Source organism: Marinobacter shengliensis (assembly GCF_030297115.1).
Classification (GTDB): domain Bacteria; phylum Pseudomonadota; class Gammaproteobacteria; order Pseudomonadales; family Oleiphilaceae; genus Marinobacter; species Marinobacter shengliensis.
The window spans coordinates 294,977-319,355 of sequence record NZ_AP028062.1 but is presented as its reverse complement, the minus strand read 5'-3'; the positions used below and the strand labels follow the sequence as shown (position 1 = coordinate 319,355).

Genomic DNA, 24,379 nt, shown 5'->3' with positions numbered 1-24,379 from the left:
CATCATAAGCTTACTAAGTTCCTTGCAGCCATCAATAGACTCTGACCAATTCCTGCTTTTGCCACCCCAACCGCCCTGTCTCGACGACCTGACGCCGAATACCCGGCACTGGCCGCACCATGAACAGGTCGCCATTTCGGCCAACCATGGCCCTGGGCACGCCTGCACCTTTCGCAAGATCGGCATGCACGTCCATATGTTCAGCCTCACCGTGAACAGGAATGGCAATGCGGGGCTGAACCCAGCGATACATCGCCTTAAGTTCATCCTGGGCCGGATGGCCTGAGGCATGAATGGGCACGCCCGCGTCTTCGGCGGTAATCACAATCACCCCCAGTTTGCGCAGCTGGCTGATCAGCGCCTCGATGGCTTCTTCATTGCCGGGTATTGCCCGGGCACTGAAAATCACCGTGTCACCGGCTTCCAGCTCAAAATCCGGGTGGCTGCCCTGGGCAAGGCGCCGCAACGCGGTTCGAGGTTCACCCTGGCTGCCGGTGGCCACACCCAGCACCTCATGGCGCGGCAGGTAGCCCAGATGGGCGGGGCTGATCAGTTTGTCTGAGCCCGGCCAAAGCCCCGTAGCCTTGGCCGCACCACTCATGTTTACCAACGAGCGGCCCAGCAATCCCATGTAGCGGCCTGTTTCCCGGGCAATACTGGCCAGCGTGTGCAGGCGCGCAATATTGCTGCCAAAGCAGGTGACAATCACCCGCCCCTCGGCCACCGCAATCAGGTCCCGCAGGCCTTCGTGCAGCGCCGCCTCGGAGACCGAGTGGCCCTGCACGGTGGCGTTGGTGGAATCACAGACCATGGCGGCCACACCTTCTTCCGCCAGATCGGTAAACGTGGATGTGGCGTAACCGTGACCAACCAACGGATTATCATCCAGCTTCCAGTCACCGCTGTGGAAAATGTTGCCAATCTGGGTGCGGATCATCAGGGCATTGGGGTCGGGAATCGAGTGGGTGAGTGCCAGCCACTGCACATTGAACGTGCCGATCTGCCGGCGCTCTCCGGTGTCCACCTCGATGATCGGTACCCGATGCAACAGATCAAACTCCGCCAGCTTTCGGCGCAGGATTTCAGCGGTAAATCGGCTGGTGTAGACGGGGCACTGCAGCAGTGGCCAGAGATAGGGCACGGCGCCGATGTGATCTTCGTGGGCATGGGTAATGATCAACCCCGCCAGTTTGTCCCGCCGGTCGGCGATAAACGCCGGGTCTGCCATCTGCACCGGTGGCTCACCACGATGGTGCACGGTGCCATCGGCCGCGATACGGCCCGGCTTGGGGAAGGTCACCCCGCAGTCCACCATCAACCACTGGCCATCGTGGCCGTAGAGGTTCAGGTTCATACCGATTTCACCCGTGCCGCCAAGGGGCAAAAACCATAAATCGTTGTGGTCAGGGGTCATTGAGCGGGTTGTTCCAGGTACTTCAACACAAGATTTTCCTTGATACCTTCACGTTCGATCAGCTTCAGGGCCGCGCGAATGTCGTCAGCATATTTTAGCGCAGGCGATTTATCCGACACCGCAATCCAGGAACGTTCGCCCGGCACAAAAAACGGAGATACCTGCGCCGGGAGTTGCAATCGACTGATGGTGTACAGGCCTACAAGTTCCGGAGCGATCACCACATCCACCCGGCCTTTTTCCATCATCAGCATCAGGTTCTCGTAGTGCGGTGCCGATTCTTTGATCAGATCCCTGTCGCGATCAAACCGGCTGAAGTAGGTGGCGCCATCCAGGACGCCAACCGTTCTTCCGTAAAGATCGTTGTAGCGGGTGATCCGGTGGTCGTCATCCAGATAGAAGAAAAGACGGCGCTCCGGAGGGAAAGCGGGGGCAACGAAGGTCATGTAGTCCTCGCGACCGTCGGTTCTCAGCGGCCCCAACATTACATCCACTTCCCCTCTTTGCAGCATCAGCAGTACACGCCGAAACGGCGCCTCCCGGTACTTCACCTGCCAACCAAGGCGATCGGCAATTTCCTCGAAAATCTCCAGATAGAGGCCACCTTTATGGCCGGCTTCCAGTATTCGGTAGGGCGGAGAATGGTTCACCCCGACGGTGACCGTGAGTGGTTCGACGGTTTCCGTGCCCTGCTGCGCAAGTACTGGCATGGTGAAGAGCAGCAGCAAAGATGCCAGCCGGAGCCTTACGTTTCTCACGTCCATTTCGGCCTCAATCCATGGTCAAATGAGTGTAAAACGATGACAGTATAGTAGGCCGCAGCATCCATAACCTACCTGTAACCGTAATCCCTGTTGAAATATCGCCATCCCGTCACAAGGTCTCGGGGTAAGGCACATCAAACTCGTTTCTGAACTCCGACACAAGGATCGACCACAATGAAGATACTGATGGTACTGACTTCCCATGACCAAATGGGCGATACCGGCCACAAGACAGGCTTCTGGCTGGAAGAGTTCACGTCACCGTTTTACGTCTTCAAGGACGCAGGCGCCGACACTACCCTCGCGTCCCCTAAAGGCGGTCAGCCGCCGGTAGACCCCAACAGTGAAGCCGAAGACGCCCTCACTGAATCCACCCGCCGCTTCATGGACGACACTCACGCCCGTGAAATGCTCGCCAGCACGAAAAAGCTGGCGGATGTGGACATGAACCAGTTCGATGCCATTTTCTACCCCGGTGGCCACGGCCCGCTGTGGGATCTGGCAGAGGATCAAAAGTCCATCGCCCTGATCAAGACGGCCTACGAGCAGGACAAGGTGATTGGCGCTGTTTGCCACGCCCCGGCGGTTTTCAAGAACGTGTTCGTCAAGCCGGATCAGAACATCGTAGGCGGCCGGGAAGTCACCGGTTTCAGTAATACCGAAGAAGACGCCGTTCAGCTCACCAACATCGTGCCGTTTCTGCTGGAAGACATGCTCAAGCAGAACAACGCCCGCTATACCCGTGGCGATGACTGGGCACCGCACATTGTGGTGGACGGCAAGTTGATCACCGGGCAAAACCCGGCCTCTTCCGAGGGCACCGCCAAGGCCGTGGTGCAGGCGTTACAGGCCAGCTAACAGGCTGAGTCCATGACCGAAAAAACAAAGGGGAGGCCGGCGGCCTCCCCTTTAACGTTCTGACCTGGGTGCAACCCTGATCAGAAGTGAATCACCGTACGGATGCTCTTGCCTTCGTGCATCAGGTCGAACGCCTTGTTGATGTCTTCCAGCGGCATTTCATGGGTGATGAATACATCCAGCGGAATCTCACCCTTCTCGGCCTTCTCCACGTAGGACGGCAGTTCGGTACGGCCCTTCACGCCACCAAACGCGGAGCCACGCCACACCCGGCCTGTCACCAGCTGGAACGGGCGGGTGCTGATTTCTTCACCGGCACCGGCCACGCCGATAATCACCGACTCACCCCAGCCCTTGTGGCAGCATTCCAGGGCTGCACGCATCACCTTGACGTTACCGATGCATTCGAAGGAATAGTCCACACCGCCGTCGGTCATCTCGACAATGACTTCCTGAATCGGCTTGTCGTAGTCGTTGGGGTTGACCACGTCGGTGGCACCCAGCTGCCTGGCGATATCAAACTTGCCAGGGTTGATGTCGATGGCGATGATTCGGCTGGCCTTGGCCATGGTGGCGCCGATGATCGCTGCCAGGCCAATTCCCCCCAGGCCGAAGATGGCCACAGTGGCACCCTCTTCCACCTTTGCGGTGTTCATCACCGCACCGATACCGGTGGTGACACCACAACCCAGCAGGCACACCTTTTCCAGAGGTGCTTCTTTGGGAATCTTGGCCAGGGAAATTTCCGGCAGCACGGTGTATTCGGAGAAGGTAGAGCAGCCCATGTAGTGGTACAGAGGCTGGCCGTTGTACGAGAAACGGGAAGTACCATCCGGCATCACGCCTTTGCCCTGGGTCGCCCGCACCGCACCGCACAGGTTGGTCTTGCCAGAGGTACAGAACTTACACTCGCCACACTCAGCGGTGTACAGAGGGATGACATGGTCACCTACCTTCAGGTCTTTCACGCCCGGGCCAACCGCTTCCACAATGCCCCCACCTTCATGGCCCAGAATCGTCGGGAACAGGCCCTCCGGGTCGGCACCAGACAGAGTGTAGGCATCGGTATGGCACACACCGGTGGCGACAATCTTCACCAGCACTTCGCCCTCTTGAGGCGGCGCCACATCCACTTCCACAATTTCCAGTGGCTTGTTAGCCTCAAAGGCTACAGCCGCGCGGGATTTAATCACTTTCAATCTCCTGGTATCCGGTTGAGTCGAATTGCCTGCCAGCATTAACCTTGGACTTTAGCACGTCAGTGCCCTCAAGGCCTGAAACAGACGCCAATCCTCCGGGCAATTACTGACGTATGTTCCGGTAACTTTTTCAGAAGGTTTAATACTTTGAAAACGCTTTACTGGTTTACCCGCGACCTGCGAATGCACGATAACGCAGCGCTACTGGCAGCGGCCCGCTCTGACATGTTGCTGTGCGTGTACGTGGTGGATCCCCGGTCGTTTGCCAACGGGCCATTCCAGTGCCGGGCGATGGGTGAGCATCGATGGCGGTTTCTGTGGCAAAGCCTGACCGACCTGGAGCGCAGCCTGCGGGCCTTGGGGCAGCGCCTGCATATTGCCTTCGGAGAACCGGAGCAGGCACTCCCTGAACTGGTTCACCAGCATTCCGTTGATCGCGTTATTCGCTCACGCCAGCCCGGCACCATCGAAGCGCAACAGTGGCAGACGCTTCAACAGAAGCTGCCAAACACCCTGTTTCAGGAGTTCGAAACACTGAGCCTGTATACGGAAGGCTCGCTGCCTATGCCTCTCAGCGAGCTGCCCGGAACCTTTTCCCAGTTCCGCAAGCGGATCGAGAAGCAGGGCGACCGGGGCCCCGATCTTCTGCGTATTCGCACGCTGACCGCCCTGCCACCGCCGCCCGGGTTCCCGGAAGACAACCGGGGTGAATGCCCGCCTATCCCGGAGCCCTCATCGGCGCTGACGTTTACAGGCGGAGAGACTGCCGGGCTGGCGCGCCTGCAAGAGTATTGCTTTGGCAACCACGGCATTGCCACCTACAAGGAAACCCGCAACGCCCTGGATGACTGGGACTCGTCCTCCAAGTTTTCCCCCTGGCTGGCCAATGGCAGCCTGTCAGCTCGGGAGGTGGCTGCCACCATCGAAGATTACGAACGCCAGCACACCCGTAACGATTCCACCTACTGGCTCTGGTTCGAACTGCTCTGGCGCGAATACTTCTACTGGTGCGCGCTCAAACACGGCAGCCACCTGTTCCGCCGGGATGGTGTGCAACGCAAGCATCGGCAGGTGACCTTCTATGGCCATCGTTTTAAGGCCTGGTGTGAAGGAAACACCCAGTATCCCATCGTCAACGCCGCCATGAACCAACTGCGCGAAACCGGCTACATGAGCAACCGGGCCAGGCAGTTGGTCGCCAGTTGCTTCGTGCACGAACTGGAGCTGGACTGGCGCTACGGCGCAGCCTGGTTTGAGCAGCAGCTGGTAGATTACGATGTCGCCAGCAACTACGGCAACTGGCAGTACCTGGCCGGCGTGGGCGCAGACCCGCGAGGCTTGCGGCAATTCAATCTGGACAAGCAGGCGCAACAATACGATCCTGATGGAGCCTTCGTTGAGCGATGGCAGGGCAGGTCTTCACAACCGGTGGGCCTGCATACCGTGGACGCAGCAGACTGGCCCATTCTATGAGCACATCAGCGGACAGCCCGGCCAAGGTTCTGGCACGAATCATCGACACCAGCCAACCCCAAACCCTGCTTTCTTGCGGAAGCACCGCCAACGACGTTGCAGCAGTCTGGAAGCAGCAGGCAGGGTGCCAGTTACTGACTCTGGACACCAAAGACCCAAACGCCCACCTGCCACCGGCCCAGACACCGGATCTGGCCCTGATCACCGACACCCTTGAGCACCTTCCCTATGAAGAAGGCGCCCTGTTACTGGGCCAGCTGAGGAACTACGGCGCCCGCCAGATTGCCGTCGTTATGCCCCAGTCCTCCGATTGGGGCTTTACCGATTTCATCGCTTTGGGTTTCCAGCGCCACGCAGAGCTGGAAACCGAGAACGGCGCACTCACGCTTTACACCTACAATCTGGATACTTACAACCATAAACGGGCCTGGAACAATCCCGATAACTGGGCCAATCCGCACATGTGGGGAAAATCGTGGTGGTAAAGAAAACAACCTCAAAAACACTGACACCCAGCTCCATCCGTATCGGCACCCGCTATCGGGCCAGCCGTTTGAAAGGCCCTTATGACGCCCTGGTGATCGGCTCTGGTATTGGCGGCCTGACCACCGCCGCCTGCCTGTCCAAGGCCGGCTACAAGGTGCTGGTTCTGGAACAGCATTACACCGCTGGCGGCTACACCCACAGCTATGCCCGCAACGGCTATGAATGGGACGTGGGTGTGCACTACATTGGAGACATGGGCGCCCGCCATACTCTTGGCCGCCGGCTGTTCGATTACATCACCGATGGCAAGCTCGAATGGGCGCCCATGGACGAGAACTACGACCGTTTCTTCCTGGGCGACAAGGTCGTCAACCTTCGGGCCGGCAAGGAGGGCCTGCGGCATTCCCTGTTGGCCTCGTTCCCAAACGAAAGCGAAGCCATCGATCGCTACCTGGCCCTGCTCGGAAAAGTTGCCGACGGCATGCAGTGGTACACCCTGTCCAAACTGTCCCCGGCCCTGGCCGGCCCGCTGGTTTCCCGGGGCCTGAAAACCGTCCTCCCGGACTGCTTTAACCGGACCACCTACGAGGTGTTAAGCGACCTGACCGACAACCAGGAGCTGATTGGCGCCATCACCGGCCAGTGGGGCGATTGCGGCGTGACGCCCAAACATTCCAGCTTTATGGTGCACGCGCTGATCGCCAAGCATTACCTGTATGGTGGCTTCTACCCGGTGGGCGGCGCCTCGGAAATTGCCAAAACCATCATCCCGGTGATTCAGGCCGGCGGTGGCGATGTGCTCACCTACGCCGACGTGAAGGATATCCTGATCGAGAAGGGCAAGGCCGTTGGCGTGCGTATGGCCGACGGCCATGACATCCGCGCCCCACTGGTGATCAGCAATGCGGGGGTGATCAATACCTTCGAACGACTGCTGCCCGAGTCCATCGCTGACCGCATTGGCTATCCCGGCAATCGGGAACACATCAAGCCGTCCATGCCACATATCGGTCTTTACATCGGTCTGAAAGGCACGCCCGACCAGCTCGGCCTGCCCCGCACCAACTTCTGGATTTACCCGAGCGCAGACCACGATGGCAATGTGGAGCGGTTCCTTAGTGATCCCCATAACGCGCCTTTCCCCGTGGTCTACATCTCGTTCCCGGCGGCCAAAGACCCGGATTACCAGAATCGCTGGCCGGGCACGTCCACCATCGAGATTGTGGCCCCCACCACCTGGGAGATGTTTGAGCCCTGGCAGGGCTCCACCTGGGGCAAACGAGGTGATGATTACGAGGCAGTGAAAGCCCGGATCACCGACCAGTTGCTGGAGGTGATGTATGAGAAGCTGCCCCAGCTCCGGGGCAAGGTGGACTATGTGGAAACCTCCACACCGCTGTCGACTGCCTGGTTCTGCCGTTACGAGCAAGGCGAACTCTATGGCCTGGACCACACACCGGAACGCTTTGAACAACGCTGGCTGCGGCCGAAAACCGACATCCCCGGCCTGTACCTGACCGGGCAGGACATACTCACCTGCGGTGTGGTGGGCGCGATGATTGGCGGGCTGGTGACCACCCTGGCGATCCGAGGTCTGAAAGGCGCAGGCCTGGCCAAACGAATCTTTGTGGGCTGAGGTGCTGCGATGAGCTCCACACTAACACCTGAAGACCTGTCTCGGGTTATCGAAATGGCCTGGGAAGACCGCACACCCTTTGAGGCCATCGAAGCCTGCTATGGCCTGCCGGAAAAAGACGTAATCAGCCTGATGCGCCATGAGCTGAAACCCGGCAGTTTCAGGCTCTGGCGCAAGAGGGTGAGTGGGCGCAGCACCAAACATGCGCGATTAAGGCCGGAAGGTGTTTTGCGGGCTTACTGCCCGACCCAGTACAAACACAGATGACGACATGGACGACTTTCGTTACCGTTACAGTCATCGGATAACCATTGAGCACAGCTATGGCATTGTTCTCTGAAAGAGCAGCAGCAACGCAACTGAAACAGGAAGCAGATAAGGTCGCCAAGGAAGACCTGAAGCCGCTGCTGGAACGGCAGAAAGCCATTGAGGAAAAGGTTCGGGGCAGTGGCCGGCTGCAACGGTTCGCCACCGACGTGCGGCTGATGTTTTCCCTGATACGGGATTACTGGCGGGGCGATTACCGGGCCATTCCCTGGAAAAGCATTGCCGCCATCGCCGGCGCGCTGTTGTATGTGCTGAACCCCATCGATCTGATTCCGGACATCATTTTCGGCATCGGCTTTCTGGACGACGCCGGCGTAGTGGCACTGTGCCTGAAACTGGTGGAATCAGACCTGCATCGCTACGCCGCCTGGAAAGAACACCGGGAATCCGACGATGTCACCACGGTGACAATTGATTAAGGAATAATCAAAGGGTATTCTCTCGCCCCCTGACTTCAACCCCCAGCAGTTAACGGAGTAACCGTGGATTTTGCCACCCTGATCGGCCTGGTCGGCGCCATCATGCTTATCGCATCGGCGGTGATACTGGGCGTGTCTCCCGAGGTATTTTTAAACCCGGCGTCACTACTGATTGTAGTGGGCGGCAGCCTGCTGGTGGTTCTAGCCAAATTCAGCTTTTTCCAGTTTCTTGATGCCTTCAAGGTGGCTGCCCGGGCGTTCAAGTTCAAGCTACCGGAAACCCAGGCCAGCATAGACGAGCTGGTTGAAGTCGCCCAGATTGCCCGCAAACAGGGTGTTCTGGGGCTTGAGGGCCGGGACGTCAGCTCGCCGTTTCTGGCCCAGGGCATTCAGATGCTGGTGGATGGCCAGGACGCCAACACCATCAAGCAACTGCTTAACAAAGAGCGGTTGATGACCCTGGACCACAACCGTTCCGGGGCCAAGGTGTTCAACGCCCTGGCTGATGTGGCGCCGGCCATGGGTATGATCGGTACCTTGATCGGCCTGGTACAGATGCTGTCGAACATGGAAGACCCGAAATCCATCGGCCCGGCCATGGCGGTGGCGCTCCTCACCACGCTTTACGGCGCCATGATCGCCACCATGATTGCCACGCCCATCGCCGACAAACTGTCGCTGCGAATGACCGAAGAAGCCCGTATGCAGTCCCTCTACATTGATGCGCTGGTGGCCATACAGGAAGGCACCAACCCCCGAATCATTGAACAGATGCTGTCTTCTTACCTGCCCCCGAAAGAGCGCGCAAAGAACGGTGAAGCGGAGACGGCAAGCGACTGACCATGGACGAGTTACCGGAAGAGGAAAAGCGCGCGATACCGGCCTGGGTGGTCACCTTTGCCGACCTGATGTCGTTGCTGATGTGCTTCTTCGTGTTACTGCTGTCGTTCTCCGAAATCGACGCCCAGAAGTTCAAGCAGATTGCCGGTGAACTGTCCAAAGCCTTCGGTGTTCAGCGCGAAATTCCGGCCCTCGAAATCCCCATGGGCACCAGCCCGATCTTCGACAAGTTCTCACCGGCACCGCCGGAGCCGACCGTGGTCAATGAAATACGCCAGACCACCACCGATCAGCAGCCACAACTGCAGACGCTTAACGACCCCACCGAGCAGGCGGTGCAGGACGCTATTCAGGAACAGATGGATGCCAACCTGGCAGAGATCCTGGAAGTACTGGAGCCGGCGATTATGGACGGGCGCATTAATGTCTCGGAAGACCAGCGCCGAATTGTAATCCGGGTCGAAGAGAAGGGCTCGTTCCCGTCCGGGTCTGCTCAGCTGACCTGGGAATTCGAGGGCTTGCTGCTTGACATGGCAGAGGTACTGGCCGACATGCCCGGCGATCTGGCGGTGGAAGGCCACACCGACAACATCCCGATCCGCACGGAAAGATTCTTCAGCAACTGGGACCTGTCAGCGGCCCGGGCAGCCGCCGTGGCGAATGTGCTGCTGGCGCGGGATCAGGTGTCGCCCGAGCGCCTGCGAGTAACCGGCCTGGCCGATACCCGCCCCCGGGTCGCAAACACCACCGCAGACAACCGGGCCAAGAACCGGCGCGTGGAAATCATCATTGATCTGTCCGGCCCCCTGGAAGAACAGGAAATCCGGCTGCGGGAGCTGATTGAAGCCGAGCAGCAAAGCCAGGAAGCAATCATTGATCTGCGGTCTGAGCAGGCTTCACCATCCGGCGACCTGGTCTGGTAAAGCGCTACGGCTCGGAGTAGCCCGTAAGCTCCATATACCCCACCCCTTCGTGACTGCCAGTCACCGTTACCGGGCTTTCCCAGTAGGGATACAAACCATCATTGGTGTAGTTACCTGGTGGAGCCGACAGCGTCAGATCAATATCATGGTCCGGCACCGCCAAGCGCCACCGGGTGGGCACAGGCTCCGCGCCGGTGCCCGGTTCCAACTGCAACTGGCCCGGAGCCAGGGCAATCGGCTCACCACCCGCCGGTATCCAGGTGCCAGAGCGGAAATGATCTTGCTGCTCCCGAAGCTGGAATGCCATCAGTTTGTCGCCGGAGTCCAGGTGCAGGGCAAACCAGTCCCAGCCCTGCTGGCCCGCTTTCAGAAACTGGCTACTCCACTCCCGGTCGAACCAGGCCTTGCCCCTTACCGGCAGCGTTTCACGCCCTAACCTCACCTGTCCGGTCACCTCGATGTCCACCAGGCTGAAATACATGGACCCTTCACCGCTGGCCGACTTGGCACTAAACCCGTCAACCCCGTGGGCCACCGGCGCCCCCCGCACGGTCAGTTCAAGGTCAAACGCCCAGTAGTTCTCCTTATCGGGCTGCCCATGACTGACCTGTACCTGCCACTGGTTCGGGGACTCGCCCGTGCTCAGTTGCCAGTGGTCGAGCCAGACCTGGAAGGGCTCCGCGGTGGCACCCGCCTGGCCCAGATCACCCCGGGCCAGGCGTTCACCGAACCAATGCTGCTCCCGGTAGCTGACGGCGGCATGGGCCATCCAGGCCGCCTGCAATGGCCAGCCCGAGGGCTCCGGTGACGGGGATTCATAATCCCGGGGCTCGATGGCCTGGCGGAACTGGGTCCATTGCAAGCCCAGCGGTTCGCCAGCGTCCGTTTCCAAATTCGCGGTGAGGTACCACCATTCGATGCGATGGGCCGGATGAGGGCCGAAGTCCCGGGGGAAAACCAGTTCCGTGCCCGGTCCCGGCTGCTCAAATCCGTCGTCAGGGCCGGCCGTTCCGCCCAGACCGGCAAAACCCGCGTCTGTGCCCGGCTCGCTGCAGCCTGCAAGCAGCCCGTAGACAAGCAACATGGTCAGCCAACGAAGCCTCATCGCTCTTCTCCCGTCACGCTACCGGTCACCGAAGGGCGAACCGCAGGGCGCCCCAACTGCCGGCGCATCAGCAAGGCAATACAGCCGCCGATGAGCAACGCCAGGGCCAGTAATTCCAACCAGAAAACCGGATAGACAGCCATCGGCAGTGACCAGCCGAAGGCCAGGGGGTTGATGCGCTGCACCAGCACCCAGGTCAGGCCAACACCCAGCGGTAAAGCCAGCGCCGCTGCACTCAGGGTCACTGCCAGCGCCAACAGCAGGAGTTTCCGGAAGATTTCTGCTTTAGTCATACCCCAGACTTCCAGCAGCCGGAAGTACCACAGGCGGGTGGACAGAAATACCCAGCCCATCAGTAACAGGGCAACCGCCGCCAGGGCCAGGGTCAGCACCGTCATGGCACGGGTCAGCATAAAGGTCTGCTCGAACACCCGGTTGGCCAGGTCCTGAATGGCACGATTGTCCCGGATGGTCAATGCCGGCTCGGCCCAGAGTGCCCGCAACGCGTCAGTGATGGTTTCAATAGGGACACTGGCCGGGGAGATCGAGAAGCTCTCGAAGGTCACCTCAAAGTCCGCCGGCAGAATTTGCCCTGCAATCAGCACTTCCCCCGCAGGCCGGCCGTAATCCGGGTAGATACCCAGCACCGGCAAGTTAAGGGCCTGCTCCGCCAGCACCAGCTCCAGCTCTTCGCCCACGGACAAGTCCAGGCGGTAGGCGAGCTGCTCGTTAACCATCACACCGGCACCAGACGCCAGTGTCTGCCAGGGCTGTGATGTCTGCTCAAGCAGGCCCCAGCCGGTCATCAATGGGCCAACCGGTGCCACGGCAAAGATATCCACATCCTGCCAGGCTTGCCCATGCCGGAAGCGGCCCAAGCCACGCTGGACATGGTGCCAAAGCCCTTCGTCTGCGCTTGGGAGATGCTCCGTCAGCCAGTTGGCAGCCAGTGCGCTGTCCGCGCCCTCGGGCACCTGCACGTAGACATCCGCCGACAATCGCTGGCTCAACCAGCGATCAAAGGTGTCTTCAAAGGTAATCACCAAAGCCTGCACGGCCAACACCATGGCCAGGGAGAACTGTAACGCCACCAGGGGCAACGCCAGGCGCCGGCACAACACGCCAAACTCCGCCCACCACCAGCGCCAACGCGGTTGCGCGCTGGCACGCACACCCGCACCAGACATCAACGACAGGCCCCGGGGCATTAACCACCCGATACCGGCTAACACCAGTGCCAGTGCCACAAACAGCAGCCACAAGGCATTAGCCAGCCACACACCAGCCAGGCCAACCGACACCAACAATGTGGCCGCTGCGGGCCGCAGGCGGCTGCTCGGCGTGACGCGGGCAACCATCGGCATCAGCCAATCCACCATGGCCACGGCGAGCAGCAGTACGGTCATCACCAATGCGGGCACCCGCCAGTGATTGCCGCCGGTCGCTAACTGACGGCTATCAAACAGTCCTTCCATGACATTGGTGAAGCCACCTTCCAGTACCGATGCCAGCGCCTGGCCCAGCCAGATACCGGGAATCAGGGTGAGAGCGGCAAGACACAGAAGCTCCAATAGCAGATGCCCGCGCACCCGCCGGCCAGACACCCCAAAGCGGGCAAGGAGCGCGAAACTGTCCCGGCGCTGGGACAGCGACAACAGATAGACACTGCGCAGGAGCAACCCGGTAATCAGCCACACCAGCACACTCAAGGCATCCAGGTTCAGCAGGAAACTGTCACCCAGCTGACCGGTATCCGGTGACAAAGCGAAAGGGGCCACGCGATAGGCCGAGGGCAAAGGACCCTCGCCCGCGGCCAGGATCAGGAACAGCTGCTGTTCGGCGGCCGTTAGAGAAGCTGCGTCGGCGATATCCAGAAACGGCTGGCCGACCAGTGGCTGGCCATCGAAGCTGGCGACATCAGCCTGGCCCTGAAAACACAGGGCTGCCAAAGGGTCGACGCCAATCACCCGGCGGGACTGCCCCTCCGGCAAGACTTCCAGCCAAGGCATCACGCACAGGCCCTGGCGGCGAAGCAAGACAAAATCCTCCACCGTGAGCGCTGCGCCATCAACTCGCTGCACCTGTTCACGCACCTCCACCAGCCGTTCACTCTGGCCGAGGCTGTCGCGGGCCTGGCTGGTGAGGTGGTGAATACCGGTCCACAAGGCGGTGGCCAGCAGCATCAGAAGGGCCAGCGCGGCGCCCTGCCAGGGGTGCCGGCGATAGTGGCTGAATAGGGCGGTAAACACCGTCATGGGCGCTCAGCCCCCGGACCGATGGCCAAGGTCCAGCGTCTGCTGGCAGCGGGCAGCCAGCTCCGGGTCGTGGGTAGCGAGAATCAGGCTGCAACCGGTATCGCCCTGGAGCCTGAACAGCTCATCAGCCACCTCGTTGGCCGTGTTGCGATCCAGGCTGCCGGTGGGTTCGTCTGCCAGAATCAGATCCGGCGCCATGGCGAAGACCATGGCCAGCGCGGCCCGCTGGCGCTGGCCGCCAGACACCTGGTCCGGAAACCGGTGGCCGAGCTCCCCGATATCAAGCACCTCCAGCCAATGTTGGCAACGGGTTTCCGGCTGGCCGGCCAGCGAAGCGCGAAAGCGCACGTTATCCAGCAGCGACAAGGTGGGCATCAGGTTGGCTTCCTGAAACACCACACCGATTCGCTCGCGGCGCAGGCGTGGCCAGTCTGCGGTCCGGCCGCACTCGCCAAACAATGTCACGGTGCCGGCATCCACTTGCTCCAGCCCACACAGAATATTCAGCAAGGTGGACTTGCCAGAGCCGGAACGCCCCATCAGGGCCAACGAACTGCCGGCAGGCAGATCAAAGCCCAGGTCAGACAACACGGCAACGGCCGAATCGCCCTGGCCGAAGGTTTTACGTAAACCGCTGACGTTTACTGCACTGTGCACCTTAACGTTCTCCCCGTTGGCCAATTCGCCCCCCAACGTTCAACCCTGCAGGGGTTCCGGCGTTTCGCCATGGCGCTGCGCACGCCATTCCCGGAACTGCTCCAGCCACGACAACAGTGCCGGTATCACCAGCAACACCAGGAAAGTGGACAGGCCCAGGCCAAAGGCGATGGACGTCGCCATGGGAATCAGGAACTGCGCCTGCAGGGAGGTTTCAAACAACAGCGGCAGCAAGCCACCAATGGTGGTGAGGGAGGTCAACAGTACCGCTCGAACCCGCTGCACGGCCGCCTCATTGAGGGCATCGGTAATACCCAGTCCTTTCTGGCGCTGCTGGTTATAGAACGACACCAGAATAATCGCGTTGTTGACCACAATACCGGACAAGCCGAAGAGGCCGAACAACGACAGAATGGTGAGCTGCAACCCCATCAGCCAGTGCCCCAACAAGGCACCCACCAGGGCAAAGGGAATGATCGCCATTACGATCAGCGGCAGGCTCCAGGAGGCAAACACCCAGGCCAGCACCACATACATCAGTGCGATACCGATCACCAGGCCGGTTTTCATGTCGTCCATGGTTTCCCGTTGATCGGCAGACCGCCCCTCGAAGCTGTAACGCACGCCATACCGACTGGCGATATCCGGCAGGGCGCCGGCCTGCAGGCTTTCCAGTACCTGATCGGTGGTGGCCACCCGGGTATTCAGGGCCGAGGTCACCTCCACCGCCAGTTTGCCGTCGGCATGGCGCAGAGCCTGGAAGCCCTGACGGTGGTCCAGGTTCATTACCTGGGTCAACGGCACGAATCGGCCATCCGGAATACGCACCATCATTTGCTCGAGGGTGGAATACCGCTCCCGTTGATCGCGGGGTAGCTGCACCCGCACTTCGATCTCGTCACGGCCGTCCTGATAGATCTGGGCAATCCGGCCATCAAAGGCTGCCCGCAGCTGACGCCCGAGATCCACGGTGGTCAGGCCCAGGGCTTCACCATAGGGGCTAACCTGATAGATCAACTGCTCCCGGCCCCAGGGCATGTCGTCTTCCACATCCAGCACTCCCGGCAGGGTACTGAGAGCCTGGGCCACTTCGTCGGCCGCGCGTTTGAGGTTATCGGCGCTGTCGCCGGTCAGGCGAATGTTCACATCCCGCCCCGGCGGTCCGGACTGGCGCTCACTGATGTTGAGCGAATCCAGCCCTGCGGGTAACGGAAGGCGCTTGCGCCATTGCTCAATGAACTCCGGGTTGCGGACGTCGCGCCGATCCGACGGCACCAGTTCCACCAGCATCGAGCCCAACTCATCGTCGTTGCGGGAACTGCCCTCGGCTCCCTGGGTAGCGCCGTAGGTGGTCACCGCATGGAGAATCAGGTTACCGCCCAGCGCCTGCTCTGTTTCATTCAGCGCGCGCTGCATCTCGCGCATGAAATCCGCCACCTCGCGTTTATCGGTACCGGCGACAAAACTGGCGTTGGCATAGAACACCGAGGGCTCCGGTGTCGGGAAAAAATTGAAGCCCAGACGACCGCCAGCCAGCAGACCGACGGTGAGGATTGCCAGGGCCAGAGCGCTGGCCACCGTCACGCCGCGATGCTTCAGGCTGTAGCGGGAAAATCGCCGGAACGGGCCATCGCGAAAAGCATCAAACCGCCGCTCAAAGCCATTGCGAAGCCGAGTGACCGGGTTTGGCTGACGCTTTGCAGGCGCCGGCTGGCCCGCCTTTTCAGTTTTACGCTTGAAGGCGTGGCGCAAGTGCGCCGGCAGCACAATGAAGCACTCCACCAGCGAGGCAATCAGGACACAGATCATCACCAAGGGGATGTCGCCCAGGATGTTGCCAATCACGCCCCCCACCACCAGCAACGGCATAAACGCCGCTACCGTGGTCAGAGACGATGCCAGCACCGGCCAAACCATGCGCTTGGCGGCACCCTCGGAGGCATAAATGGATTCCTCGCCCATCCGCGCATGGGCATCGGCATCCTCACCCACCACGATGGCGTCATCCACAATCACCCCCAGCGCCATGATCAGGGCAAACAGGGAAATCATGTTGATGGAGCCACCAATCAGCCAGAGCACCGCCAGCGCGGCCAGAAAGGCGGTGGGAATTCCGATCGCCACCCACATGGCCACGCGCCCCGGCAGGAACAGGTACAGCAACCCCACCACCAGCACCAGACCACCCAGGCCGTTGTTGACCAACAGGGAGATACGATCCTGCAACAGTTGCCAGGTTTCGTCATACACTTCCATTTTGATGGAATCCGGCAGCACCGGCCGGGTGTCTTCCAGCCAAATTTCCAGCACCTTGGCGGCGGCCAGAGAGTTGCCGTTTTCCGAGCGCTGCAGCTGTAGTTCCACCGCAGGCACGCCATGGTTCTCCATCACCGTCTGGTTGTCACGGGCTTCCTGGCGGATGATAGCGATATCGCCCAGCTGCATCCGCACCCGGTCACCACTGAGCACCGGAACGGTTTCAAAGGCCTGCGGGCTGCGCCGTTGCTCGATAGAGCGAAGTTCCCGGGTAGCGTCCTGCTGCGCCATCATACCCGCTGGCAAATCCCGTGACAGGGAGGCTACCCGGTCGGCAATCTGTTCAAGCGAGAGACCGAGGGTTTCCAGCCGTTCCGCCGGCACATCGATACTGATCTGCTGCTCCGGTAAACCACGGATAGCGATGCGGTCAATGCCCCGGTCCAACAGCTCGTCTTCAAACCGGTACACCAGATTGCGCAGTTCACTGCGGTCCACGTCGCCATAGATCAACAGGCGGGCTACCGGCTCATAACGTTCGATGCGGGCTACCTGCGGTTCTTCAGCGTCAGCCGGCAGGTTATTGAATTCGTCCACCTGCTGGCGCACGTCGTCCACCGCCTGAATCGGATCGGTGCCCTCATGGAACTCCAGGGTGATGGAGGAGATACCCTGGGCGGAGGTAGACGTCATTTTCTTCAGGCCATCGACACTTCGGAGCCGTTGCTCCAGAGGGTCCGTGATCCCCCGTTCGACGTCCTCGGCAGACGCACCGCTCCAGACCACCCGCACACTGACCACATCCAACGCAAAGGTAGGGAAGAACTGGATGTTCATCCGGCTCAGGGCCAACACACCGCCAAGAATCATCACCAGCATAACCAGATTGCCGGCTACCCGGTGGTGGACGAAGAAACCGATAATGCCTTTCCTGCGCCTCACTCTGACGACTCCCCGTTGTCACCGGCCACTTCAACTTTCAGGCCGGTCATGGCATTGGGGAGGTGGGTAATGATCAGGCGGGCGCCTGGCGTAAGCTGCTCACCGGCGATCAGCAAACGACGTTCGCCGTTACTGGCTATCGCCTCGCCGATGCGCTCCACCTGCACCCGCTGCATCCGCTGATCGTCGGTCATCAGATAGATGCTATCGGCGCCGTACAGGGCACTGAATGGCACTTCCACCGCCTGTTCCCGGGCGGGCCGCTCAAGGGTCAGCGGCAGCAGCGCACCCGGCCTCAAGCCCGCCGGCGCCCCGTCGAGTGTCAACACCGCTTCGGTGCCTGCGGGGTCAGCAATCCCGGCAAAGCGGGTTAACGTGAACCGATGCTCCCGGTTGCGGCTGTAGGCGTTGAGGGTGTCACCCCGCTCCAGCGCCCCGATCAATTCCCGCTGGAAGACTTCCGGTACCCTGGCGCGCACTTCGAGCCCGGCCAGCGGATAAATCGACAACAGCGACTGATTGCGGGATACCTGATCACCCACCGCCACCTGCACGTTGGTAACCACACCATCAAAGGGCGCGACGACGCGGGCCCTGTCACCGTCCCGTTCTGTGGCCGTCAGGTTAGCGGTGGCTTGCAGTAATCTGGCCTGCAAGCTTTGCAACCGGGCCGGGTGTTCATCGATGGCCCGCGCCCGGGTACTGACCGTCAGTTCCGCCCGGGCCAGGGCGTCGGTTGCCGTTTCCAGGTTCTCCCGGGAAGCCAGGTTCCGACCCACCAGGGCTTCAATCCGTTCGAACTGGCGGCGGGCGTTGTCCGCAATGGCCTGCTCACTTTCCAGGGCGCGCTGGTCGTTCCGATGGCGAACCTGCTCCGAGCGGATCTGGGCCTGCAAATCCTGAACCTGAGCCCGCGCCTGGGCAAGAGCCGGCTCAATGTCTGCTTCGTCCAGGGCCAGCAAAAGGTCACCACGGCTCACCCGGGCACCCTCCGCTGCCGGGCGCTCGGCAATGCGGCCAGCCATGGTCGCAGCCACCGTTTGCTGGTCAGGCGCCACCACTTCACCGTACAACGGCAACACAGGCACCCCGGTAGCTGGAGCCACGACCTGAACCTCGACCCGCCAGCTGCGTTCGGTGGCGGCCACTTGGGCAGGCTCGGGGCGCGTTGCCTTGAGCACAATGAAGCCCGCAATACCCGCGGCCAGAATCAGGAGAGGAACAAAACGTTTGTACATGGGTAGTGTCTACGCTCAGGATGGTTGAGTCGCGCTTTCGCGCAAAGTTACTATACAACCCGTTACCGTATTCGGATTGTTAACAGGGTGCGACAAATATTCACAGCCACAACCGACAGTCAGCCAACACCAGAAAATCCATCCGGTACCATTCAACGGATGATCATTCGTTTTTCCCGGGCTCCTCGGGCTTCAACCCGGGTTCAGAGCCAGCCCGCTCATCACCAAGGTGATCGTTTTCTGCCAGCAGGCGCAGCAAGCGCTCTCTGGTCATGGCCTCGTGCAACTCGATCTGCCGCTGCTCGTTTCGCAGTGATTTCAACAGGGCAACAGCCATAAAAATCATCAACACCATGAACGGGAAGGCAGCCAGTATTGAAATGGTCTGGAGCGCTTCCAGTCCGCCACTGAGCAACAGTACCCCGGCCACCGACACCTGCACTATGCCCCAGGTCAAACGGGACCAGCGTTTCGGGTTCAGAACCCCTTTACTGGTAAACATACCCAGCACAAAGGTAGCCGAGTTGGCGGAAGTAATAACGAACAGCACGATCAGCACCAGCATCAGGCCGCCAATAATGGTAGTGCCCGGCAGGTAGTTCAGGGTGGCGAACAGGGCCGAGCTCATCTCCGCCAGCACGGCGTCACCCAGGGCGGCCCCCTCAAACAGTTCGAAATACAACGCGGAGCCGCCAAAGGTGGAGAACCAGACAATACTGAGCAACACCGGCATGCCAATCACCCCGAACACAAACTCCCGGATGGTTCGGCCCCGGGAGATCCGGGCAATAAAACTACCGACAAAGGGTGCCCAGGACAGCCCCCAGGCCCAGTAGAAGATGGTCCATCGCTCCACCCAGTCATCGCCGGTGTAGGGCGTCATCACCAGGCTCATGCCGACCATATTGGCGAAATAGTCACCAATGGCATTGGTCATGGCGGCGGTGATGAAGTCGGTAGGGCCCATAAAGAACACGAACACCAGCAACCCCGCCGCCAGCAGCATGTTGGCGTCACTCACATAGCGGATCCCGCTCTCCAGTGGCGCCAGGGAACACAGCAGGAACACAACCGCAACGCCGGCCAGAATGAACAGTTGTTGGGTGACGCCGAACGCGGTACCGGCCACAGCACCCAAACCACTGTTGATCTGGATGACGCCCAGGCCTAGGGTGGTCGCCACCCCGAACACGGTGGAGACAACGGCGAGGATATTGATGGAATGTCCGATGCCCGAGTCCACCCGGTTACCCAGAGTGGAGCGGAAGGCTTCACTGATCAAACCGGGGCGTTGAAGGCGGAAGCGCACATAGGCAATGGCCAGACCCACCAGGGCAAAGTTGGCCCACTGGTGAAAGCCCCAGTGAAACAAGGAATACCGCATCGCCATGCTCGCGGCCTGTGGGCCACGGGGCTCAGCCGAGTCAAACGGGGGCGCCACATAATGGCTCATGGGCTCGGCCACGGCCCAGAACACCAGGCCAACACCCATACCGGCGGAAAAGATCATGCCCAGCCAGGTCAGATAGGAAAACTCCGGTGCCTCACCATCGGCACCCAGGCGAATCTTGCCGTAATTACCGGCAGCAACGGCAATGCAGAACACCAGAAATCCAGAAGTGGCAAACAGATACAGCCAGCCAAAATGCAGGGTGGTGAAATCCAGTGCCTCATTGGCATAGCGTGACAACTCGGCGGGCATCAGGCCCCCGGCCACCACAAATAAAACCAGCAGCACGAAAGAACAGTAGAACACCCAGCCGGGTCGATGACTCATAACAAACCTGATAATCCGATGACTTTAAAACGAAAACGCTTTCATTCTAGCCACATTCGTCCAGCCATTCCGAATCCCGGACCACCTCCTCAAAAAAAGCCCCGGGCAGACTGGCTGTCTGCCCGGGGCACAAGATCACCCGCCGGCTATGAGAAGCGGGCAACCGCCATAATCGATGTCACCAACGCGCGGTCAGCGCGGCGCGTACGGTACGACCAGGTTCATTAACCCTGAACACACCGCTGTCTGCCAGGTTGTCCTTACTCACGTGATACGCCCAGGTGTTATCAAACAGATTATCCAGCGCCCAAGTGAAGCTCAGGTTCGCCATCAATGGATGGGTGCCAGAGAGATTAAAAACGCCATAGCCCGGAGAGGTGCTTGGGTCCAGGCCGGACTCCAGATCTACCCGGTCCTGCCGGCGCGCCAGTTGCCATTCCGCTTCGATGGTATGGCCCTGATGCTGCCACCCGAGAGTTTGGATAAACTGAACTGGCGGAATGCGAGGCAATGCCTTGTCGGCATCCCGGTTCTCACCGCGAACGGAGGCCAGTTTGCTACTGGCATTCCAGGACCCGTTGTTCCAGCCAACCAGGGCTTCCACACCCAGCAGTCGGGCATCTATATTGGCGTACCGGGTATCCACCGTGCCATCGGGATTGCGGGTATCAAATCGATAAACATAATCTTCCACCTGGTCTACCCAGACCGCCGGGCGCCAGCTCCAGTTGCCATCACGGCCAGACAGGCTCACTTCCAGCTTGTTGTGCTTTTCGGTTTCCAGATCCGGATTACCAATCCAGGAGCCTCGCATCATTCTCTGGGCAACGTAGCGCTCGTTCACGCTGGGGGAACGAACACTGTGGGAAGCGGTGGCTTCCAGAGTGTTGGCCGGAGACAAACGCCACTCGCCGGTGATAAAGCCGCTGACATTGTTATCGTCGGCCTTGGTGTCCGTGACTCCATAGGCGCTCATATACAGCATCGCCGGGGTCATGGTCATGGGCGCCCCGGGCATCATCCGGAAGCTGTCTCCGGCGCGGGTGGCATCCATTTCAACCCGGTCATAGCGGATACCGGCACCCAGGCGGGTATTGACCCGAATCCGGTGAAATGCCTCCACGAAGACACCAACACGGTCCCGCTCCACACCCGGCCACATCAACGACGCCGGGTTGTCCAGATTCATGCCGTTGTACATGGTGGCATCCCACTCATTACGTTCCACGTCCAAACCAATGGCGATGTCTTTGGTAAAGTTGATGGTCTGATCCAGCACCAGGCGGGCACCCTGGGTGCGGGTTTGCGAGTCGGTCTGCATTTTCATGGCAGACTCCCGCAGGCTGAAGTTATCCATCACATGGTCCACGTCTGCCTGCCAGGCCATCAGGCTCCAGCCACCCTCGGCCACCGGTGCGCCGATTTCCATCCGATAGAGGTCAGTATCGGTTTTTGGCGCATCCATGCCACGGCCCGGGAACTTCACATCCCGCTCTTCCTGCCGGCTGACCAGGCCTTTGATATAAAAGCCGTTGTCTGCGGTCCAGGCAGCATCCACCCGGCCCTCAGTGTTCTCATAGGAACTGCGAACCTTGTTGCCGTCGCCGTCCTCATAATCGTTGGCTTCGTCATAGCCGGCGGCCATCCGCAGGTAGGAGGCTTTACTGCCAACAGCTACACTGCCATTCATTAACTTGCCATCGCCATTGTCTGCACCACCCAGAGTCAGGTGCCCGGTGGTCAGGTTGTCATCCGCGAATTCCGGAGCCGCCGTGGTCGCCACTACCTGCCCCCCGGCAATCGGCCCCCAACGCAGGGTGCGATTACTGGTGCGCACTTCCAGCACCGGTGCCAGCGAGGTACTCAATCGACTGGTGGGCGGGTCCATCCGGCTTGGGCAGGCACCTTCAACCCGCATGCCATCCAGCAGCACGTCTACCCGTTCCTCGTTCTGACCTCGAATCACCGGGTCAAGCCCCCGCCCCCCCATTCGAGACAGAGACACCGACGCGCTGCCCGACAACCGCTGTGCCGGCTCCGACTGCACGGCGGCAGCCGAAAGCCTTGCCGCCTCCGCAGATTGCCCCTCCGTCACCCGTATCAGCAACGAATCTTCTCCTTCCATCTGGGCGTGAACGGCGGGAGTGAGGGTAAAGCCAGCCAACACCAGGCTGATACTGCGAGCCAGACGTTTCTTGAGCATGCAGGGCGTTCCTTTTAACAGCGCATTTCAAACGGGGGGAATGGTGATTTTTGGCAATTTTAAAGGGCGAGGGCATTGCTGGCTTGAGACACAATGCCGCACCCCGAAGGAGGTATCCCGGAAGGCAAAGGGTGAATAAATTTTGCGCGACCGACTTGCCAACTAACGCGCCAATGTGGTGCAATCACTGCCCTTTTTTTGGGCATCCGCATTTTTGCGGTTTTCAATACGCGTATTCCGAGGGCCTTGCCATGACAGTTAAACTCGACGAAAAACTCGAACCGATTTTCCAGGACGTGCTGCACCGCAACCCGGGTGAGAGTGAATTCCACCAGGCGGTTCACGAAGTTCTGGAAACCCTCGGGCCGGTTCTGGTGAAGTACCCGGAGTTTGCCGACAAGAAGATCATCCAGCGTATCTGTGAGCCCGAGCGCCAGATCATCTTCCGTGTGCCCTGGCAGGACGACAGCGGCGAAATTCATATCAACCGCGCCTTCCGCGTCGAATTCAACAGCGCCCTGGGGCCCTATAAAGGTGGCATGCGCTTCCACCCGTCCGTTTACCTCGGCATCATCAAGTTCCTGGGCTTTGAACAGATTTTCAAGAACGCCCTGACCGGCCTGCCCATTGGCGGCGGTAAAGGCGGCAGTGACTTTGACCCCAAGGGCAAGTCCGACGACGAGATCATGCGTTTCTGCCAGAGCATGATGACCGAGCTGTACCGCCACCTGGGCGAGTACACCGACGTACCTGCCGGCGATATCGGCGTAGGTGGTCGTGAAATCGGTTACCTGTTCGGCCAGTACAAGCGCATCACCAACCGTTACGAGTCCGGCGTGTTTACCGGCAAGGGCCTGGACTGGGGCGGCAGCCGCGCCCGTACTGAAGCCACCGGTTACGGCACGGTGTTCTTCACCCACGAAATGCTGAAAGCCCGTGGTGACTCACTGGAAGGCAAAACCGTGGTGGTTTCCGGTTCCGGCAACGTGGCCATTTACGCCATCGAGAAAGCCCACGAGCTGGGCGCCAAGGTCATTGCCTGCTCCGATTCCCAGGGCATGATTGTCCATGAGAAGGGCATCGACCTGCAGACCCTGAAGCGCATCAAGGAAGTGGAGCGTCGCCGGATCAGCGCCTACACTGAATACCACAAAGACGCCAAGTATGTGGAAGACGGCAACATCTGGAGCGTGCCTTGCGATGTGGCGCTGCCCTGCGCAACCCAGAACGAGCTGAACGGCAAAGACGCCAAGATGCTGGTCGAAAACGGCTGTGTTGCCGTGGCCGAAGGCGCCAATATGCCGACCACGCCTGAAGGTATTATCGTGTTCCAGGATGCCAAGATTGCCTATGGCCCTGGCAAGGCCGCCAACGCCGGCGGTGTTGCCACGTCCGCCCTGGAAATGCAGCAGAACGCCAGCCGCGACTCCTGGACCTTCGATTACACCCAGAAGCGCCTTGAGGAGATCATGATCGATATCCACAAGAACTGCTACGAGACCGCCGCCGAGTTCGGTGCCGAGGGCAACTACGTGCTGGGCGCCAATATCAATGGCTTCCTGCGCGTTGCCAAGGCGATGAACGCCATGGGTGTTATCTGATCCGGC

General features: G+C 60.1%; 19 protein-coding genes. 9 read left to right on the top strand and 10 right to left on the bottom strand.

The window, feature by feature from the left end; genetic code table 11:
- Window positions 1-31: 31 nt before the first annotated feature.
- Together QUE75_RS01375 and QUE75_RS01370 are read right to left on the bottom strand one after the other, a co-directional pair.
- Window positions 32-1,414: a ribonuclease J gene (locus tag QUE75_RS01375; RefSeq protein ID WP_286253151.1), complete on the bottom strand. Its 1,383-nt coding sequence runs from the start codon at window positions 1,412-1,414 to the stop codon at window positions 32-34.
- Complete coding sequence (locus QUE75_RS01370; RefSeq protein WP_286253149.1) at window positions 1,411-2,178, bottom strand: substrate-binding periplasmic protein; 768 nt, start codon at window positions 2,176-2,178, stop codon at window positions 1,411-1,413. Before QUE75_RS01370 ends, QUE75_RS01375 begins: the two co-directional genes overlap by 4 nt.
- Window positions 2,179-2,352: 174 nt before the next feature.
- Here QUE75_RS01370 and QUE75_RS01365 point away from each other — a divergent pair, with 174 nt between their 5' ends.
- A complete protein-coding gene (locus QUE75_RS01365; RefSeq protein WP_286253147.1) occupies window positions 2,353-3,036 on the top strand; it encodes a type 1 glutamine amidotransferase domain-containing protein in 684 nt (227 codons plus the stop codon).
- Between the two features lie 80 nt (window positions 3,037-3,116).
- Here QUE75_RS01365 and QUE75_RS01360 read toward each other — a convergent pair whose 3' ends face one another.
- Complete coding sequence (locus QUE75_RS01360; protein WP_138436979.1) at window positions 3,117-4,229, bottom strand: S-(hydroxymethyl)glutathione dehydrogenase/class III alcohol dehydrogenase; 1,113 nt, start codon at window positions 4,227-4,229, stop codon at window positions 3,117-3,119.
- 153 nt (window positions 4,230-4,382) lie between these two features.
- Here QUE75_RS01360 and QUE75_RS01355 point away from each other — a divergent pair, with 153 nt between their 5' ends.
- The 7 genes from QUE75_RS01355 (at window position 4,383) to QUE75_RS01325 (ending at window position 10,339) form a co-directional block, all read left to right on the top strand.
- Window positions 4,383-5,708 carry a DASH family cryptochrome gene (locus QUE75_RS01355; RefSeq protein WP_286253144.1) on the top strand — a complete coding sequence of 442 codons (1,326 nt, stop codon included), beginning with the start codon at window positions 4,383-4,385 and terminating at the stop codon, window positions 5,706-5,708.
- The gene (locus QUE75_RS01350) at window positions 5,705-6,193 is read left to right on the top strand and encodes a DUF6231 family protein (RefSeq protein WP_286253142.1); all 489 of its coding nucleotides are present in this window, start codon (window positions 5,705-5,707) and stop codon (window positions 6,191-6,193) included. The genes QUE75_RS01355 and QUE75_RS01350 overlap by 4 nt, the downstream gene beginning before the upstream one ends.
- Complete coding sequence (locus QUE75_RS01345; RefSeq protein ID WP_286253140.1) at window positions 6,187-7,830, top strand: phytoene desaturase family protein; 1,644 nt, start codon at window positions 6,187-6,189, stop codon at window positions 7,828-7,830. The genes QUE75_RS01350 and QUE75_RS01345 overlap by 7 nt, the downstream gene beginning before the upstream one ends.
- A gap of 9 nt (window positions 7,831-7,839) precedes the next feature.
- Complete coding sequence (locus tag QUE75_RS01340; RefSeq protein WP_318036578.1) at window positions 7,840-8,097, top strand: TIGR03643 family protein; 258 nt, start codon at window positions 7,840-7,842, stop codon at window positions 8,095-8,097.
- Window positions 8,098-8,153: 56 nt separating this feature from the next.
- Complete coding sequence (locus QUE75_RS01335) at window positions 8,154-8,576, top strand: YkvA family protein (RefSeq protein WP_061331198.1); 423 nt, start codon at window positions 8,154-8,156, stop codon at window positions 8,574-8,576.
- A 63-nt stretch (window positions 8,577-8,639) separates the two neighbouring features.
- Entirely contained in the window at window positions 8,640-9,416 is a 777-nt protein-coding gene (gene pomA / locus QUE75_RS01330; protein WP_061331199.1) for a flagellar motor protein PomA, read from the top strand.
- Window positions 9,417-9,418: 2 nt separating this feature from the next.
- Entirely contained in the window at window positions 9,419-10,339 is a 921-nt protein-coding gene (locus QUE75_RS01325) for a flagellar motor protein MotB (protein ID WP_061331200.1), read from the top strand.
- A gap of 4 nt (window positions 10,340-10,343) precedes the next feature.
- Here the strand turns inward: QUE75_RS01325 and QUE75_RS01320 are convergent, their stop codons facing one another.
- The 7 genes from QUE75_RS01320 to QUE75_RS01290 form a co-directional block, all read right to left on the bottom strand.
- Window positions 10,344-11,444: a lipocalin-like domain-containing protein gene (locus QUE75_RS01320; protein ID WP_286253135.1), complete on the bottom strand. Its 1,101-nt coding sequence runs from the start codon at window positions 11,442-11,444 to the stop codon at window positions 10,344-10,346.
- Window positions 11,441-13,699, bottom strand: a complete 2,259-nt coding sequence (locus QUE75_RS01315; protein ID WP_286253134.1) for an FtsX-like permease family protein — start codon at window positions 13,697-13,699, stop codon at window positions 11,441-11,443. Before QUE75_RS01315 ends, QUE75_RS01320 begins: the two co-directional genes overlap by 4 nt.
- A gap of 6 nt (window positions 13,700-13,705) precedes the next feature.
- Complete coding sequence (locus QUE75_RS01310; protein ID WP_061331424.1) at window positions 13,706-14,356, bottom strand: ABC transporter ATP-binding protein; 651 nt, start codon at window positions 14,354-14,356, stop codon at window positions 13,706-13,708.
- Window positions 14,357-14,395: 39 nt separating this feature from the next.
- Entirely contained in the window at window positions 14,396-17,554 is a 3,159-nt protein-coding gene (locus QUE75_RS01305; protein WP_286253130.1) for an efflux RND transporter permease subunit, read from the bottom strand.
- Window positions 17,551-18,792: an efflux RND transporter periplasmic adaptor subunit gene (locus QUE75_RS01300; RefSeq protein WP_138436989.1), complete on the bottom strand. Its 1,242-nt coding sequence runs from the start codon at window positions 18,790-18,792 to the stop codon at window positions 17,551-17,553. The genes QUE75_RS01305 and QUE75_RS01300 overlap by 4 nt, the downstream gene beginning before the upstream one ends.
- Before the next feature lie 163 nt (window positions 18,793-18,955).
- Window positions 18,956-20,569, bottom strand: a complete 1,614-nt coding sequence (locus QUE75_RS01295) for a BCCT family transporter (RefSeq protein ID WP_286253127.1) — start codon at window positions 20,567-20,569, stop codon at window positions 18,956-18,958.
- Window positions 20,570-20,747: 178 nt separating this feature from the next.
- Entirely contained in the window at window positions 20,748-22,772 is a 2,025-nt protein-coding gene (locus QUE75_RS01290) for a TonB-dependent receptor domain-containing protein (protein ID WP_286253125.1), read from the bottom strand.
- Window positions 22,773-23,023: 251 nt separating this feature from the next.
- Here QUE75_RS01290 and gdhA point away from each other — a divergent pair, with 251 nt between their 5' ends.
- On the top strand, window positions 23,024-24,373 hold the full coding sequence (gdhA, locus tag QUE75_RS01285; protein WP_061331205.1) for an NADP-specific glutamate dehydrogenase: 1,350 nt from the start codon (window positions 23,024-23,026) through the stop codon (window positions 24,371-24,373).
- The last annotated feature ends 6 nt before the right edge of the window (window positions 24,374-24,379 follow it).

Bases quoted from the DNA above. Each gene is read 5' to 3' on its own strand.
- QUE75_RS01365 (WP_286253147.1), top strand. From the start codon at position 2,353: ATGAAGATACTGATGGTACTGACTTCCCATGACCAAATGGGCGATACC.
- QUE75_RS01325 (WP_061331200.1), top strand. From the start codon at position 9,419: ATGGACGAGTTACCGGAAGAGGAAAAGCGCGCGATACCGGCCTGGGTG.
- QUE75_RS01350 (WP_286253142.1), top strand. From the start codon at position 5,705: ATGAGCACATCAGCGGACAGCCCGGCCAAGGTTCTGGCACGAATCATC.
- QUE75_RS01370 (WP_286253149.1), bottom strand. From the start codon at position 2,178: ATGGACGTGAGAAACGTAAGGCTCCGGCTGGCATCTTTGCTGCTGCTC.
- QUE75_RS01375 (WP_286253151.1), bottom strand. From the start codon at position 1,414: ATGACCCCTGACCACAACGATTTATGGTTTTTGCCCCTTGGCGGCACG.
- gdhA (WP_061331205.1), top strand. From the start codon at position 23,024: ATGACAGTTAAACTCGACGAAAAACTCGAACCGATTTTCCAGGACGTG.
- QUE75_RS01295 (WP_286253127.1), bottom strand. From the start codon at position 20,569: ATGAGTCATCGACCCGGCTGGGTGTTCTACTGTTCTTTCGTGCTGCTG.
- QUE75_RS01320 (WP_286253135.1), bottom strand. From the start codon at position 11,444: ATGAGGCTTCGTTGGCTGACCATGTTGCTTGTCTACGGGCTGCTTGCA.
- QUE75_RS01315 (WP_286253134.1), bottom strand. From the start codon at position 13,699: ATGACGGTGTTTACCGCCCTATTCAGCCACTATCGCCGGCACCCCTGG.
- QUE75_RS01340 (WP_318036578.1), top strand. From the start codon at position 7,840: ATGAGCTCCACACTAACACCTGAAGACCTGTCTCGGGTTATCGAAATG.
- QUE75_RS01290 (WP_286253125.1), bottom strand. From the start codon at position 22,772: ATGCTCAAGAAACGTCTGGCTCGCAGTATCAGCCTGGTGTTGGCTGGC.
- QUE75_RS01335 (WP_061331198.1), top strand. From the start codon at position 8,154: ATGGCATTGTTCTCTGAAAGAGCAGCAGCAACGCAACTGAAACAGGAA.
- QUE75_RS01300 (WP_138436989.1), bottom strand. From the start codon at position 18,792: ATGTACAAACGTTTTGTTCCTCTCCTGATTCTGGCCGCGGGTATTGCG.